12 protein-coding genes are annotated in these 16,356 nt (G+C 71.9%); 4 read left to right on the forward strand and 8 right to left on the reverse strand.

What is annotated here, in order from left to right; all coding sequences use genetic code 11:
• Nucleotides 1–23: 23 nt before the first annotated feature.
• The 3 genes from ACZ7L1_RS22020 (at nt 24) to ACZ7L1_RS22030 (ending at nt 4,243) form a co-directional block, all read left to right on the forward strand.
• Nucleotides 24–1,133, forward strand: coding sequence for a nitronate monooxygenase (locus ACZ7L1_RS22020; RefSeq protein WP_471439415.1), 1,110 nt, complete (start codon nt 24–26; stop codon nt 1,131–1,133).
• The gene (locus ACZ7L1_RS22025; protein ID WP_471439416.1) at nt 1,130–2,680 is read left to right on the forward strand and encodes an acyl-CoA synthetase; all 1,551 of its coding nucleotides are present in this window, start codon (nt 1,130–1,132) and stop codon (nt 2,678–2,680) included. Before ACZ7L1_RS22020 ends, ACZ7L1_RS22025 begins: the two co-directional genes overlap by 4 nt.
• Nucleotides 2,681–2,746: 66 nt before the next feature.
• The gene (locus tag ACZ7L1_RS22030; RefSeq protein ID WP_471439418.1) at nt 2,747–4,243 is read left to right on the forward strand and encodes an acyl-CoA synthetase; all 1,497 of its coding nucleotides are present in this window, start codon (nt 2,747–2,749) and stop codon (nt 4,241–4,243) included.
• A 6-nt stretch (nt 4,244–4,249) separates the two neighbouring features.
• Here ACZ7L1_RS22030 and paaK read toward each other — a convergent pair whose 3' ends face one another.
• Entirely contained in the window at nt 4,250–5,545 is a 1,296-nt protein-coding gene (gene paaK, locus ACZ7L1_RS22035; RefSeq protein ID WP_471439420.1) for a phenylacetate--CoA ligase PaaK, read from the reverse strand.
• A 158-nt stretch (nt 5,546–5,703) separates the two neighbouring features.
• Here paaK and ACZ7L1_RS22040 point away from each other — a divergent pair, with 158 nt between their 5' ends.
• Nucleotides 5,704–6,540, forward strand: coding sequence for an alpha/beta fold hydrolase (locus ACZ7L1_RS22040; protein ID WP_471439421.1), 837 nt, complete (start codon nt 5,704–5,706; stop codon nt 6,538–6,540).
• A 16-nt stretch (nt 6,541–6,556) separates the two neighbouring features.
• Here the strand turns inward: ACZ7L1_RS22040 and ACZ7L1_RS22045 are convergent, their stop codons facing one another.
• From ACZ7L1_RS22045 to ACZ7L1_RS22075, 7 genes are all read right to left on the reverse strand, one after another.
• Nucleotides 6,557–7,150, reverse strand: a complete 594-nt coding sequence (locus ACZ7L1_RS22045; RefSeq protein ID WP_471439423.1) for a GTP-binding protein — start codon at nt 7,148–7,150, stop codon at nt 6,557–6,559.
• A complete protein-coding gene (locus ACZ7L1_RS22050) occupies nt 7,131–7,505 on the reverse strand; it encodes a DUF742 domain-containing protein (protein WP_471439425.1) in 375 nt (124 codons plus the stop codon). Before ACZ7L1_RS22050 ends, ACZ7L1_RS22045 begins: the two co-directional genes overlap by 20 nt.
• Nucleotides 7,498–7,929 carry a roadblock/LC7 domain-containing protein gene (locus ACZ7L1_RS22055; RefSeq protein WP_103844764.1) on the reverse strand — a complete coding sequence of 144 codons (432 nt, stop codon included), beginning with the start codon at nt 7,927–7,929 and terminating at the stop codon, nt 7,498–7,500. The genes ACZ7L1_RS22050 and ACZ7L1_RS22055 overlap by 8 nt, the downstream gene beginning before the upstream one ends.
• A 14-nt stretch (nt 7,930–7,943) precedes the next feature.
• Nucleotides 7,944–10,733, reverse strand: a complete 2,790-nt coding sequence (locus ACZ7L1_RS22060) for a sensor histidine kinase (protein ID WP_471439427.1) — start codon at nt 10,731–10,733, stop codon at nt 7,944–7,946.
• A gap of 241 nt (nt 10,734–10,974) precedes the next feature.
• A complete protein-coding gene (locus ACZ7L1_RS22065; protein ID WP_471439429.1) occupies nt 10,975–12,159 on the reverse strand; it encodes an FAD-dependent oxidoreductase in 1,185 nt (394 codons plus the stop codon).
• Between the two features lie 67 nt (nt 12,160–12,226).
• Complete coding sequence (locus ACZ7L1_RS22070) at nt 12,227–13,765, reverse strand: amino acid adenylation domain-containing protein (protein WP_471439430.1); 1,539 nt, start codon at nt 13,763–13,765, stop codon at nt 12,227–12,229.
• Nucleotides 13,762–15,735 carry a beta-ketoacyl synthase N-terminal-like domain-containing protein gene (locus ACZ7L1_RS22075; protein WP_471439431.1) on the reverse strand — a complete coding sequence of 658 codons (1,974 nt, stop codon included), beginning with the start codon at nt 15,733–15,735 and terminating at the stop codon, nt 13,762–13,764. The genes ACZ7L1_RS22070 and ACZ7L1_RS22075 overlap by 4 nt, the downstream gene beginning before the upstream one ends.
• Nucleotides 15,736–16,356: the final 621 nt, after the last annotated feature.

Raw genomic sequence — 16,356 nt, forward strand, 5'->3', positions numbered from 1 at the left:
GACCGCTGCGGCATCCTGCGCCCATGCAGACGGAGCTGAGCAAGCAACTCGGGGTCGAGCACGCCCTCTTCGGGTTCACGCCGTTTCCCGCCGTCGCCGCGGCGATCAGCCGGGCCGGCGGTTTCGGCGTGCTCGGCGCGGTCCGCTACACCGCCCCCGACGACCTGAAGCGCGACCTCGACTGGGTCGACGCGCACGTCGACGGCCGCCCCTACGGACTGGACGTCGTCATGCCCGCCAAGAAGGTGGAGGGCGTGACGGAGGCCGATGTCGAGGCGATGATCCCGGAAGGACACCGGCAGTTCGTCAGGGACACCCTCGCCAAGTACGGGGTGCCCGAACTCGCCGAGGGCGACGCGTCCGGGTGGCGGATCACCGGCTGGATGGAACAGGTCGCCCGCAGCCAGCTCGACGTCGCGTTCGAGTACCCGATCAGGCTGCTGGCCAATGCTCTCGGCTCCCCGCCCGCCGACGTCGTCGAACGCGCCCACGACCAGGGCGTCCCGGTCGCCGCGCTCGCCGGCAGCGCCCGGCACGCCCGCAAGCACCAGGAGGCGGGCATCGACATCGTGGTCGCGCAGGGGTACGAGGCCGGTGGCCACACCGGTGAGATCGCCTCCATGGTGCTCACGCCCGAAGTGGTCGACGCCGTCGACCCGTTGCCCGTGCTGGCCGCCGGCGGCATCGGCAGCGGGCAGCAGGTCGCCGCCGCCCTGGCGCTCGGTGCGCAGGGCGTTTGGCTCGGCTCCATCTGGCTGACCACCACGGAGGCCGAACTCCCCTCGCCCGTCCTGGTCCGCAAGCTGCTGGCCGCCGGCTCGGGCGACACCGTCCGCTCCCGGGCGCTGACCGGCAAACCGGCCCGGCAGTTGCGTACCGCGTGGACCGACGTCTGGGACGACCCGGACGGCCCGGGTGCCCTTCCCATGCCGCTGCAGGGCCTGCTGGTCGCCGAGGCGATCACCCGCATCCAGAAGTACGAGGTGGACCCGCTGCTCGGCACGCCCGTCGGCCAGATCGTCGGTCGCATGACCGGCGAACGCAGCGTCCAGGCCGTCGTCGACGACCTCACCCGGGTCTTCGAGAAGGCCGTCGACCGCATCAACCGAATCGCCGGAAGGAGCGGGCGGTGAGCCGGTCCGCCAACGGTTTCTGGGCCCAGGCGGCGGCGGATCCCGAGCGCATCGTCCTCGTCGCCCCCGACGGGGAGGAGTGGAGCGCCGGGCGGCTGCTCGCCGACGCCAACCGGCTGGTGCACGGGCTGCGCGCCGCGGGGCTGCGGACCGGTGACTCCTTCGCCGTCGTCCTGCCCAACGGCGTCGCGTTGCTCACCGCGTACCTGGCCGCCACCCAGGCCGGGCTCTACCTCGTCCCCGTCAACCACCACCTCGTCGGGCCGGAGATCGCCTGGATCGTCTCCGACTCCGGCGTCAAGGTGATCGTCGCGCACGAGCGGTTCGCGGACGCGGCACGCGCCGCCGCCGACGAGGCCGGACTGCCGGCCACCCACCGGTACGCCGTCGGCGAGGTCGAGGGCTTTAGGCCGTACGACGAACTCCTCGACGGGCAACCCGACTCGGCGCCGGTCGACCGCACCCTCGGCTGGGTCATGAACTACACCTCGGGCACCACGGGCCGCCCCCGCGGCATCCGCCGCCCGCTGCCGGGAAAACCGCCCGAGGAGGCCCACCTCGGCGGTTTCCTCGGCATCTTCGGCATCAAGCCCTACGACGACAACGTCCACCTGGTCTGCTCGCCGCTCTACCACACGGCGGTGCTCCAGTTCGCGGGCGCGTCCCTGCACATCGGACACCGGCTGGTCGTGATGGACAAGTGGACGCCCGAGGACATGCTCCGCCTCATCGACGCCCACCGGTGCACGCACACGCACATGGTGCCGACCCAGTTCCACCGGCTTCTCGCCCTGCCCGACGAGGTGAGGGCCCGCTACGACGTCTCATCCATGCGGCACGCCATCCACGGCGCCGCCCCCTGCCCTGACCATGTGAAGCGGGCGATGATCGAGTGGTGGGGCATGTGCGTGGAGGAGTACTACGCGGCGAGCGAGGGAGGCGGCGCCTTCGCTCCCGCCGAGGACTGGCTGAAGAAGCCCGGCACCGTCGGCAAGGCATGGCCCATCAGCGAACTCGCGATCTTCGACGACGACGGCAACCGGCTGCCGCCCGGCGAACTCGGCACCGTCTACATGAAGATGAGCACCGGCGGGTTCTCGTACCACAAGGACGAGGCCAAGACGCGCAACAACCGCATCGGCGACTTCTTCACCGTCGGCGACCTCGGCCGGCTCGACGAGGACGGCTATCTCTTCCTGCGCGACCGCAAGATCGACCTGATCATCTCCGGCGGCGTCAACATCTACCCCGCCGAGATCGAGGCCACGCTGCTCACCCACCCCGCCGTCGCCGACGCGGCCGCCTTCGGCATCCCGCACGAGGACTGGGGCGAGGAGGTCAAGGCGGTCGTCGAACTCGCCCCCGGGCATGAGCCCGGCCCGGCACTCGCCACGGACATCCTCCACCACTGCGCACGGCAACTCGCCGGCTACAAGCGGCCCAAGAGCGTCGACTTCGTCAGGGCCATGCCCCGCGACCCCAACGGCAAGCTGTATAAACGACGGCTGCGCGAACCGTACTGGGAAGGCCGTACCCGCCCCGTGTGACGGCTGCTTGACCTGCCCCGCGTGCCCGGCGAGGATCGCGCCAGGGCGGACACGAAGGAGCGGGACATGACGGCGGGACGAAGCGTCACGGTCGACGGCACGCTGCGGCGCAGCGCCCGACGTACGCCGGCGAGGGTGGCGATCCGCTACGGCGACCGGTCGTGGACCTACGCCGAACTCGACGACGCCGTCTCGCGCGCCGCCCGCGTGCTCCGGGAGGCCGGGCTCGCCCCCGGCGACCGGGTCGGCGCCCTGGGCCACAACTCCGACGCCTATCTGATCGCCTTCCTGGCCTGCGCCCGCGCCGGACTGGTGCACGTACCGGTGAACCAGAACCTGACCGGCGACGACCTGGCATACATCGTCGACCAGTCCGGTTGTTCCCTCGTCCTCGCGGACCCTGACCTCGCGGGGAACCTCCCGCAGGGCGTACTGCGGCTGCCGCTGCGCGACGCCGACGACTCGCTGCTCGCGCGGCTGGCCGCGACCGAGCCGTACGACGGCGAGGAACCGCGCGCCGAGGACCTGGTGCAACTGCTGTACACGTCCGGCACGACCGCGCTGCCCAAGGGCGCGATGATGACGCACCGCGCCCTGGTGCACGAGTACCTGAGCGCGATCACCGCCCTCGACCTGAGCGCGGGCGATCGGCCGGTGCACGCCCTGCCGCTCTACCACTCGGCGCAGATGCACGTCTTCCTGCTGCCCTACCTCGCCGTCGGCGCCGAGAACGTCATCCTGGACGCGCCCGACGGCGACCGGCTCTTCGACCTGGTCGAGGCGGGCCGGGCCGACAGCCTGTTCGCGCCGCCCACGGTCTGGGTCGCACTGGCGAACCGCCCCGACTTCGCCACCCGCGACCTGAGCGGCCTGCGCAAGGCCTACTACGGCGCCTCGATCATGCCGGTGCCCGTCCTGGAGCGCCTCAAGGAGCGGCTGCCGAAGCTCGCGTTCTACAACTGCTTCGGGCAGAGCGAGATCGGCCCCCTCGCCATGGTCCTCGGGCCCTACGAGCACAAGGGACGCATGGACTCGTGCGGGCGTCCGGTGCTGTTCGTGGAGGCGAAGCTCGTCGACGAGTCCGGCATGGACCTGCCCGACGGGGAACGGGGAGAGATCGTCTACCGGTCACCGCAGCTGTGCGAGGGCTACTGGGAGAAGCCGGAGGAGACCGCCGAGGCGTTCCGCGACGGCTGGTTCCACTCCGGGGACCTTGCCGTGCGGGACACCGACGGGTACTTCACCATCGTCGACCGGGTGAAGGACGTCATCAACTCCGGTGGCGTACTGGTCGCTTCACGGCAGGTCGAGGACGCGCTGTACAGCCACGAGCGGGTCGTCGAAGCCGCGGTGATCGGGCTGCCGGACGAGCGGTGGATCGAGGCGGTCACCGCGGTCGTCGTACCGCGCGAGGAGGTGACCGAGGCCGAACTGATCGACCACGTGCGCGAGAGGTTGCCGCACTTCAAGGCGCCCAAGCGGGTGCTGTTCGTGGACGAGTTGCCGCGCAACGCGAGCGGGAAGATCCTGAAGCGGGAGCTGCGGGACCGGTTCGGGCGCTGACGGGGGTCAGCGCGGCCGGAGGTCCACGATCCGCCTGATCTTGCCCACGGACCGCTCCAGGGACTCCGGTTCGACGATCTCGACCCCCACCGAGACACCGATCCCGTCCTTCACGGCCGCCGCGATGGCGAGCGCCGCCGCCTCACGCTGCTCCGGGGTGGCGCCGGGCCGGGCCTCGGCCCGCACGGTCAGCGCGTCGAGCCGGCCCTCGCGGGTCAGCCGGAGCTGGAAGTGCGGCGCCACGCCCGGGGTGCGCAGCACGATCTCCTCGACCTGCGTGGGGAAGAGGTTGACCCCGCGCAGGATGACCATGTCGTCGCTGCGCCCGGTGATCCTCTCGATGCGCCGGAAGACCCGCGCCGTGCCGGGCAGCAGCCGGGTCAGGTCCCGCGTCCGGTACCGGATCACGGGCATGGCCTCCTTGGTGAGGGAGGTGAAGACCAGCTCGCCCTCCTCGCCGTCCGGCAACACCTCGCCGGTGATCGGATCGACGATCTCCGGGTAGAAATGGTCCTCCCACACGTGCAGGCCGTCCTTGGTCTCGACGCACTCCTGCGCCACACCCGGGCCGACGACCTCCGACAGCCCGTAGATGTCCACCGCGTCGATCGCGAACCGCTCCTCGATCTCGCGCCGCATCTCCTCGGTCCAGGGCTCGGCTCCGAAGATGCCGACGCGCAGGGAGGTGGTGCGCGGATCGACGCCCTGGCGCTCGAACTCGTCCAGCAGGGTGAGCATGTACGAGGGGGTGACCATGATGACCCCGGGCCGGAGGTCCTGGATCAGTTGCACCTGGCGGGCCGTCATGCCACCGGAGGCGGGGATCACCGTGCAGCCGAGGCGTTCGGCGCCGTAGTGCGCGCCGAGGCCGCCGGTGAACAGGCCGTAGCCGTACGCCACATGCACCGCGTCACCGGGCCGGCCGCCCGCCGCGCGGATGGACCGGGCCACCATGTCGGCCCACATCGACAGGTCGCCCTCGGTGTACCCGACGACCGTGGGCCGTCCGGTGGTGCCGCTGGAGGCGTGGATGCGGCGGATCCGCTCCCTGGGGACGGCGAACATGCCGTACGGGTAGTGCTCTCGGAGGTCCGCCTTCACGGTGAAGGGGAACCGGGCGAGATCCGCGAGCGTGCGGCAGTCCTCCGGCCGCACCCCCGCCTTGTCGAAGGACTCCCGGTAGAAGGGAACGTGCTCGTAGGCATGGCGCAGCGAGGCCCGCAGCCGCTCCAGTTGCAGGGTCCGCAGCGCCTGGGCGTCGAGCCGTTCCCCCGCGTCCAGCAGGCCCTGATCGTGCGCCATGGGGACGCCTCCCTAGCAATCACAAGCAATCGTCTCGAACCGGTCGACCGATCATTCGGTAGATGTCGAGGATCAGTAATCCAGCTCGCCCGGCCGGAGACAAGAGCCCGACCTGAACTTCTTGCGGTGAATCCCGCCCTGCCGCGAAGATCAGGTACATGCCGACCTTTGACGCCTGCGACGGTACCCGACTCGCCTACCACCTGCGGGGAGAGGGCGAACCGCTCGTCGTGCTGCCCGGCGGACCGATGCGGGCCTCCGCATACCTCGGGGACCTCGGCGGGCTCGACGACCGGCGGCGGCTGGTGCTGCTCGATCTGCGCGGCACCGGGCACTCGGCCGTGCCGGCGGACCCGGACACCTACCGCTGCGACCGGCTCGTCGACGACGTGGAGGCGCTGCGCGAGCATCTCGGCCTGGAACGCATGGACATACTCGCGCACTCGGCGGGCGGCAGCCTCGCCCTGCTCTACGCTGCCCGCTTCCCGGAGCGCGTCGCCCGGCTCGCCCTGATCACCGTCACCCCCTGGGCGCTCGGGATGCCCGCCACGGCCGAGGACCGGCTCGAGGCGGCACGGCTGCGTGAGGGTGAGCCCTGGTTCGAGGAGGCCTTCCCGGCGTTCGAGGCCTGGCTGAAGGGAGACGGCGAGTTCGACCCGGTCTTCATACCCTTCTTCTACGGGCGGTGGGACGCTGAGGCGCAGGAGCACGTCGCGGACCGGGCCGGACAGGCCAACGACGCGGCGGCCGACGTCTTCCTCTCCGACGCGGCCTTCGACCCGCCGGCCACCCTGGCCGCGCTCGCCCGGCTGACCGCGCCGGTCCTCGTGTACGCGGGCGAACTCGACGGCGGCCCCCGCCCCGAACTCGCCCGCCGCCTCACCGAGCTCTTCCCGCGCGCCGAGTCGGCGGCCCAGTCGGGTGCCGGGCACTACCCGTGGCTGGACGACCCCGAGTACTTCGCCGCGCGGGTGGGCGCCTTCTTCGCGGGCTGAGCGACCTCGGGAAGGGTCAGCCGCCCATGCGGGTCAGACGGGCCGCCGCCCGGGCGCGGGCCGCCTCCAGGACCGCCAGCAGAACCGCCTTGCTCGAGTTGCGGTCCCGTACGTCGCACAGGAGCACCGGTGTCGACGCGTCCAGGTCCAGCGCCGCCCGCACCTGCTCGGCCGTGCAGTCCCGCCGCCCGTCGAAGCAGTTGACTCCGACCGCGAACGGGATCTCCCGCGCCTCGAAGAAGTCGATCGAGGCGAACGAGGCGTCCAGACGGCGGGTGTCGGCGAGGACCACCGCCGCCAGCGCGCCCGTCGCCAGGTCGTCCCACATGAACCAGAACCGGTCCTGCCCGGGCGTGCCGAACAGGTACAGCACCAGCTCGGGCGCGATGGTGATGCGGCCGAAGTCCATGGCGACCGTCGTGGACGACTTGCCCTCCACCCCGGTCAGGTCGTCGACCCCGAGGCTCGCTTCGGTCATGCGCTCCTCGGTCTCCAGCGGGGGCACCTCGCTCACCGAGCCCACCATGGTGGTCTTGCCCACGCCGAAACCGCCCGCGATGAGGATCTTCAGCGCGGTGGGCATGACCGGTTCAGAGCTGACGGATACCATCCATCACCCTTTCGATGATTTCCACACTCGGCTGCTCGTCCTGCCCGGGCGGCGACTGGACGATGATGAGCGAGGCGCCCAGCAGATCCCCGCAAAGGATCTTCACCACGCTCACCGGCAGGTCCAGATGCGCGGCGATCTCGGCGACCGCCACCGCGCGGTCCCGGCACAGCTCGAGGATCTGGACCGACTCCGGCTCCAGGTACTCGTACTCGAACTCAGCCTCGGACCGCGAGACGACCAGCGTGATCAGTGTGAACGTGTGCTGACTGTGGCGGGTGCGCCCGCCCGTGATGGCGTACGGCCGTAAATGACGCCCGGCCTCCGCACCGTCGAGCCACCGCGGTTCACGCATCCTGAATAAGACCGCCGGAGGGTGTCTGGACGCGAGGTGCGGCGCTCATGTACTGGCCGACCTGCTTGACGAGCGTGCCCATCTCGAACGCCATCATCCCCACATCCACTTCCTCCGAGGCGATCGCGGCCAGCCGGGCGCCCCTGCCCGCGGCCGTGACGAACAGGAACGCCCTCTCCATCTGGATGACCGTCTGCTGGACCTCCCCGCCGTGGAAGTGGCGCGCGGCGCCCCGGGCCAGGCTGTGCATGCCCGAGCCCACTGCCGACAGGTGCTCGGCGTCGTCGCGGCGCAGGTCCTTCGACTTGCCGATGAGGAGGCCGTCCCCAGACAGCACGATGGCACAGCGGATCTCCGGGATCCGGTCCACCAGGCCGTCGAGGAGCCAGTCCAGCTGCGGCCCGGGATGTACCTGCTCAGTCATTGCTCAACGTTCCCTCACAGTCGATTGGCACCGGGGTCCCCCGAATCCTGCGGCCGGCCCTCCGCGCCGGCCGGCCCGTCCGGATGGGACATCCGGGCCCGCTTCAGCCCCTGCTGAATGGCGATCATCGCGCGCGCCGACGCTTCCGGGGAGACGACACCGTTGTCCTCTTCGCCTTCGGGCCGGCCCTGGTTTTGTGCTGCCTCCCTGCGCAGCTGCTGCGCGAGGCTGGCTCCCCGGGTCCGCTGCGGCAGCACCGGGGGCGTCGTCAGCGGACGCGCCGCATCGGGTGCGGACATCTGCCCGGCGGGCGCGGTGCGCCCCGCGCCGGGCTCACGTCCGAGCGGGGATCCGGCTTGCGGTCGGTGCCGTCCCGATGGCGGACCGGCTTGGGGCCGGTGCTGACCCGGCGGGGGTCCGGCCTGCGGCCGGTGCTGCTCCGACGGTGGCCCGGCCTGCGGCCGGCTGTACCCGGTCGACGGCCCGGAGTACGGGGCCGGCTGCCCCGGGTACTCGGCCGACGGCCCGCTGTACCCGGCGTACTCGGCCGACGGCCCGGTGTACCCGGGCCCGGCCTCGGGGGTCGCCGCCCGTGGGGCCGGGGTCGTCTGCTGGGGCGTGGCCCACCGGTCCGGCTCGGAAGGGGGTACCGGGTGTTCCGACACGGGCGGCAACAGACCTGCACCTCCGTACTCGGGAAAGCCGCTGTGGTCCGCGACGCGGGAGTGCGTGAGCACGTCCGCTCCCGTGACCGCCGGCGCGGTCACGGTTCCGGTGGCCCCCACCGCCGCGCCCGCGAGCGCCCTGTCCTCGGCCCGGGGCTCGCTCTGCAAGGCGTTGCCGGCCGCCGCGGCCGCCGACCTGAGCTGGTCGAGGACCGGCGACTGGAGATCCTCCAGCAGCTCCGAGGGCAGCAGGACGACGACGAGCGTGCCGCCGTAGACGGACTCGCGAAGCTCCACCTTGATCTTGTGCCGCTCGGCGAGCCGGGCGACCACGAAGTGACCGAGACGCGGGTCCTCGCCCAGGGACGTCATGTCCAGCTCGGGCGGATGGGCGAGCAGCTCGTTGGCGTACGCCATCTTGTCGGGCGGTATGCCGAGTCCGTGGTCCTCGACATGGATGGCCAGCCCCTTGGCCACCTTGGTGGCGCTGACGAACACCTGGGTGTCCGGCGGGGAGAAGCTCGTGCCGTTCTCGATCAGCTCGGCGAGCAGGTGCGTCACGTCCGCGACGGCCCGGCCCGCCAGGGCGACACGCCGCTCCGCGGGCAGGTTCTTCACCTTCACGCGCGTGTACTGCTCGGTCTCCGCGACCGCACTGCGCATGACGTCGGTGATGGAGACCGGCGCGGTCATCCGGCGGCTCGGCGGGGAACCGCTGAGGATCACCAGGTTCTCCGCGTGCCGTCGCACGCGGGTCGCGAGGTGGTCGACCTTGAAGATGTCCTTCAGCAGGTCGGAGTCCTCGTGCTTGCGCTCCAGGTCGTCGAGGAGCGAGATCAGACGGTGGATCAGGATCTGGGTACGCCGGATGAGCTGTGCGAAGACCTTCTCGGTGCCCTCGCGGCCCCTCGACTGACGCATCGCGGTGTCCGCGGCGACCCGGCCCAGCCGGTCGATGGCCCCGGCCAGCCGTTCCAGCTCGTCACCGGCCTGGCGATCCTGCGGGCCGAGGACGGCAGGGTCCACGTGCTCGCCGCGCTCGATACGGGCCAGCAACTGGGGGAGTGCACGGGACAGTTCCTCGGCCCGCGCCTCGAGTTCGGACGCCCGGCCGAGCGTCGCGCGGCGGGCGCGCAGCGCGAGCACCGCGCCGCCGGCCAGCGCGGCCAGGGTGGCGGCGGTGCCCAGGAGCACGCCCAGCAGCAGCTCGTCGGCCTGGTCCGAGGCGTCGTCCGCGAGCCCCCGCACGGAGTCCGCGCCCAGCGACTGCAGATCGCCCAGGACACCGCTCGCGGTGTCCGGCCATGTCGAGGCCTTCGAAGGCAGCGCCGTGCCCTGGTCGGACGCCACGGAGTCGCCGAGCGTGCCCAGGGTCGTCCACTGCGCGCCGTCGGTGATCTGCGTGTAGCCGGCGGCCGCCCCGGCGGGCAGGTCACGGGCGGTCAGGCCCGCGCTGAACTCCCGCTGCAGCGCCAGGTACTCCACGAACTGGGCGCGGGTCGCCGCCGGTATGCGCCCGGAGGGCAGGACACCGGACAGCAGGGCGTCCTGGCGCGAGAGCATCTCCGTGATCTGCACCAGGGAGACCGTGGCGGTGCCGCCCCGGGCGAGGGACCCGTTGTCGCTGCGGACGGCGGCGGTCACCAGCGACACACCCTGGGCGATGCTGTCGGTGAAGTACTGGAAGGCGTCGGCGGCGGACAGGGTGCGGGCGTCGATCGCCTGGCGGCGGTCGGACAGCGCGGCCAGCGCGTCGTCGAGCGGCTTCGCCCGGCGCCGCAGCGTCGAGGTGTCCAGGCCGGAGGAGCCGCGGTAGGCGGTGAGGGCCGCGTCGGTCCTCTTGCGGGCGGCCTCGAGGTCACTGCGCGCGGCGCCGGCGCGGCTCGCCTGCCAGACGGCGGTCAGACGGCGCTCGTTCTGGAGCGCGGAAAGCACCGCCTGGGCAGGCCGGGCGGCCGAGGCGTCGTGGTCCGCGTCGGCCTGCAACTGGACGTGCTCGTCGACGAGACCGGCCGCCGTGTACCCCCACAGTCCGGTCAGGCAGACGGCGGGCACGACGAAGGGCAGGACGAACGAGAATCGGAGAGATCTGCGCGGGGCGGACCGATGACGCGTCCGCCGGTCGCGGGTGCCTGGCATCTGATTCCTCGTACGGCAGCGAAGCACTGGTTCGGTTGGGACGGTGCGAGTGCCGGACTGCGCCCGGCGCGGCGACTTGACCTCACCGTCATCGGAGTCGGCGATCAGGCTGAACCGTATCAGGATCATGCAGCAGCGTCAGCTTCCGCTTAGGGCAACTAACGGCTTTCATACGTCAGTTGACAGGCGCGTCCACGGCGTGGGTGCTGTCATTGCCGGGGCGGGCGCCGGGGGGGACGAATCAGAGCAGAGCGAGAAGTTTGGGGGTATAGAGCGCTCCCGCCGTCTCGATTCCGGCCACCATGTCGAAGTAGATGGCGGTCAGTTCCGCATCCGTCTGCACGGCGCGCAGCAGGGACAGTCGCTGTTCGTGCGGTGTGAGTTGAGCCACGCCGAGGGTGGACTCGTAGCCGGGGGTGAGTACTTCGTCCCGTTCCTTGGCGAAATCCTCGAGGGCGGCGTCGAGTCCGGAGGGGTCGCCGCCGAGTCGGCCCTGCAGCCTGCGGGCCAGAACATCGGCCTGGAGGAAGGCGTCGCTGATGCCGCGCGCGGTGATGGAGTCCTTGTGGTGCCCCGCGTCGCCCACCAGGACCCAGCCGGGCCCGGCGGCCTGTCGGAAGAAGTTCTGCTGGTCACCGGTGCCGCGCAGCCGTTCCAGGGGCTCCTTGCCCGCGAGTCGCTCGTACAGGCCGGGCGCGGTGGTGCGGATCTGTTCCAGGTAGGCCCGCCGGGCGTCGGTGCGTACCTCTTCGAAGCGGGACTGCGGGAAGTAGGCGAGGACCAGCGTCGCGGCGTCGTTGGTGGCCACGGCCGCCACCCAACTGCCCGGTCGCTCGTGGAGTTCCAGGGTGGCCGGGACGTCCGCCCAGTACGTGTAGTACGCGCAGGTCTGCCGGGGATCCTCCACGGTGTACGGCGCCTGCGCGAGCCGGGCGACGGTGGAACGCATGCCGTCCGCGCCGATCACGAGGTGCGCGCGTTCGGTGAACGACTCCAGCCCGGATCTTCCTTCCACCCCCACGACCCGCCCGCCGAAGTCGCGCAGCAGCCCGGTCACCCGGCAGTGGTGGCGCACCTCGACGCCCGCCGCGGCCGCCGCCTCCACCAGGAGGGCGTCCAGGACGTGGCGGCGCGGCGCGAACGCCGCCCGCTGCCCCTCCACGCCCCGGGCGCACCCCTCGAGGCGGATGTCGGCGACCTCGTAGACCACGCGGTCCAGGGGCGGGCACCCCGAGGCGCGCAGTGCGTCCAGCAGCCCCCAGCGGGCGAGCGTCGCCACCCCGGGCTGGTGGATGAGATGGGTGGAGAGGGTGTCCGTGCCGGAGGGCGCCTTGTCGAGCAGGAGTACCCGGTACCCCGCGCGGGCGAGCAGCATGGCGGTGGGCGCACCGGCGCAACGGGCGCCTACCACGATGGCGTCGTACATCTGGGTTGCCTCACAACAGACGTCGGGGGAGGGGGCGTCGTGGTGCCGTGACCCGGACGGGCGTGGATCAGCGGGAGCGTCCGAGGTCGTCGAGCAGGGCCCGCCGGTCGATCTTGCCATTGGCGTTCAGCGGCAGTTGATCGAGGACCGCGATCCGGCGGGGCAGCATGTAGGGCGGCAGCCGCTCGCCCAGCGCCGCGAACAGCCCGTCGGACGTGCAGCCGTCGCCGCTCACCGCGGCATACAGCTCCGGCTCGCCGTCGGGCGCGGGCACCGCGAGGACGACCGCGTCCCCTACCCCCGGCTGCTGCCGCACCATGGCCTCGATCTCCCCGAGTTCGATCCGGTGCCCGCGGATCTTCACCTGCTGGTCGGTGCGCCCGAGGTGGACCAGTTGCCCGTCGCGCATCGCCACCCGGTCCCCGGTGCGGTACCAGTGCCGCTCGGTGAGCGGCCCGTCGCCGCCGGGCCGTCCGTGCGGGTCCAGGAAGCGTCCGGCGTTGTTCGCCGGGTCGAGGTAGCCGGGGAACCTCAACGGCCCGCGCACGCACAGCTCTCCGCTGTCCGCGGGACGGCCGTCCTCGCCGATGAGCAAGAGGTCGAGGACCGGATAGCAGGTGCCGATCGGAGCGGTGCCGTTCGGGGTGTCGGGCCACTGCGCCGGGTCGTCCGGGAACCGGTACGCCGTGCAGGAGATGGTGAGTTCGGTCGGCCCGTAGAGCACCTCCAGACGGCTGCCGGGCGCGGCTGCCCGCCACTGACGGGCCGCGTCCAGGGTGAGCGGTTCGCCGCCGAAGACGCTCCACCGCAGGGTGGGCATGCTGCCGGGTTCCAGGGTGCCGAGACGGGAGGCGAAGGAGACCAGCGACGGAACGGAGAACCAGTGGGTCAGGCGCAGGGAGTTGACGGTCTTCACCGGGGACAGCAGCTGGCTGCGGCGCGGCACCACGAGGGTGCCGCCGGCCGCCCAGGCGACGAACAGATCGTGCACGGAGCCGTCGAAGGTCAGCTCGAAGCACTGCGACAGCCGGCTGCCGGGCGCGATGTCGTACCGCGGCACCACCTGGGCGAGGTAGGTCGCGATGTTGCGGTGCGGGATCGGTACGCCCTTGGGGGTACCGGTCGACCCGGACGTGAAGATGATGTAGGCGATGTCGTCGGGGCCGGTTGCCGGATACGGCAGGTCGGGCGCGGGCTCCTTCGACAGGGCCGCCAGCTCCTCGGGCCCCACGGTGAGGGCCGGCACCCCCTGGTCGGCGCCCGCCCCGGCGGTGTCGGCCAGCACGACGTCCACCTCGGCGGCCTTCACGATCTCGGCCGTGCGGGCCGAGGGGTGCTCGGGGTTGAGGGGGACGACGGTCGCGCCGGCGCGCAGGATCGCGAGATACCCGGCGTAAGCGGTCACCGAACGGCTCGCCAGCAGGCCGACGCGGCCAGGCGGGGTGCCGCCCGCCGCGAGGACCAGCCGGGCGGCCAGCCGCTCGGCCAGGTCGCGCAACTGCGCGTAGGTGAGCCGGTCCTCGTCCACCTCCAGTGCGACGGCGTCCTCGCCGTAGGTGTCGGCGGAGCGGGCGAACCAGGAGTAAGCGGTCTCCGGGTGGCTCATCGGGCGGCCGCCTCCAGGTCGCGCGTCCACCGGCGCAGCTCACCCACGGTGCGCAGCCTGCCGAACTCCTCGGGGTCGACCTCCTGGCTGGACCGCTTGGTCAGCTCGACGATGATCCGCAGCTTGGCCAGGGAGTCGATGCCGATGTCGGTGAGCGTGGACGTGTCGTCGAAGCCGGTGCGGGCGTGCTCGCGCAGCACCCAGGACGCCAGGTCGCCACCGTCGTCGTCGTGCTCCTCGCCCGGCCAGTACCGCTTGGTCTGCCACGGGTACGTCGGCAGCGGGACGAATCGGCCCGGGTCGCCGAACACCGCCTCCCAGTCCACGTCCTCGCCCCTGCGGTAGCGCTCGGCGACGGCCGACAGCGGTCTGCCGCCCAGCCCCGGGGAGCCGGTCAGCGCGGACACCAGCTCCTCGTGGCTCGCCCCGACGACCGCGAGCCGGTGCTCGTGATGCTGCCGACGGGTGGCCGCGCTGTAGCAGATGTCCCGCACGGAGTACGCGGCCCCCGCGCCGCCGGGGGAGAGGTGGTCGGCGTACGACCGGGCGAGTGCCTTCAGGGCGGCGGAGCTGCGCGCGGAGAGCACCAGGACGTACGGCGTGGGGCGTGCGGCGCCTGTGGACGCCGGACCTCGCGCGGTGCGGGGCGCGGCGGGGGCTTCGGCGGGGGCGGGGCTGCGGATCACCACGTGTGCGTTGAGCGCCGAGGAGCCCTGCCCGGAGACACCGGCGACGGCCGGCCGTCCCGTCTCGGGAAGGTCGACGAGCCCGGTCGGCACCACCAGCGGCAGCTCGTCCCAGGCCACCTCGGGGTTCGGCCTCGACAGGTGCAGGCTGGCGGGCACCTGCCCGTGCTCCAGGCAGAGCACCGCCTTGATCAGCCCGGCCAGGCCGCCGGCGGCCTCCGCGTGCCCGATGTTCGTCTTGACCGAGCCGACGAGCAGCGGCCGGTCGGCCGGGCGCCCCTCGCCCAGGACCCGGCCCAGCGCGGTCAGTTCCAGGGGGTCGAACGAGGGCGAGCCGGAGCCGTGGGCCTCGACGTAGTCGACGTCCGCGGGATCGATCCCGGCGTCCTCGTACGCCCAGCGCAGCACGTCGATCTGGCCCTGGAGCGAGGGGTTGAGCACCGAGTCGCTGGTGCGGCCGTCGTTGCCGACGGCGCTGCCCTGGATGACGGCGCGGATGCGGTCGCCGTCGGCCACAGCGTCCGCCAGGCGCTTGAGGACGACGACCGCCACGGCGTCGCTCGGCGCGTGGCCGTCGGCGTTCGCGTCACCGAACTTGCTGCGCCCGTCGGCGGCCATCCCGCCGGCCTGTGTCATCACCAGGTCCTCGTCCGGGCGGAGTTTGAGGTTCACACCCGCGGCCAGGGCCACAGGGGTCTCCCGGGAGCGCAGGCTTTGCACGGCCTGGTGGACCGCGACCAGGGAGGAGGAGCAAGCCGTGTCCACGACGACACTGGGCCCGCGGAAGTCGAAGGTGTGGGAGATCCGGGCGGGCAGCAGGGAGCGGAAGTTGTTCAACTGCGAGGCGGTGGCCCCGTCGGGGCCTTGGCGCAGCGCCAACTCCAGGTAGTCCGCACGGGCGTTGCCCACGAACACGCCGGTCCGGCTGCCCGCCAGCAGGTCGGGCCGCTGCCCCGCGTCCTCCAGCGCCTCCCAGGCCGTCATCAGCAACAGCCGCTGCTGCGGGTCGAGCTCCACGGCCTCCGTGGCGGACATCCCGAAGAACTCGGCGTCGAAGTGGGCGATGTCGTCCACGTAGCCCGCGCGGCGGCTGGCTATGCGGCCCGGTCCGGGGACGGGGGAGTGGAGGGCGTCCACGTCATAACGTTCCGGAGGGGTCTCACTGGTGGCGTCCGTACCGTCCCTCAGGAGGGCCCAGAGCTCGTCGGCTCCCGATGCGCCGGGAAGCCGGCAGGCCACGCCGATCACCGCCACCGCCCGGGCGTCCGCGTCCGACCTGTTCATGACGTTACTCCTTCGATGTTCGCCACTGTCCGTAGGAGATGGCGCAGTTGACCTTGCCGCACGGCCTTGTCGCTGTTGACGCGGTATCACGGCATTACCGAGGGCGGCGCGGTGGACGCAACGTGGCGTCCGACACGCCGCCCTACCGCCAGGCCCCCGTCTCCGGGCGGAAGGGACGGTCCGCTCAGGAGCCCGGTACGCCGTCGTACCGGGCTCGTCCGTCGGACAGGAGAGCTTCTCGCGCAGATTGGCGCCCCCCGGGGCCTGTTGTGGGACAGGCCCACGGCGGGGCGGGACAGCGGGTCGTCAGGACCGGCATGGATCTTGGCGGGAAACCGCGCATGGCGCCCTGGCCGAAACGGCGCAGTCGCCCTCTTTCGTGACGGGCGGTCCGCAGCTCGAACCGTACTTGCCCCACGCTGCCGTGCCCTCTCTCGCAGGTGCATCGCACGAACCCATTACACACGGGCCGCACCAGCGGCGACATGTCCCGTCCGTCACAGCCCACGGAAATCCGAACCAAAGTTCGATCATCGCGTGGGTGTTCGTAGAGAATGCGCCGACGTCGAAAACCAGCCCGCCGCACGATTGTCGTACGCCGGATCGTTTCCGCTCGATGGA

It is taken from the genome of Streptomyces sp. NPDC107546 (assembly GCF_055639175.1).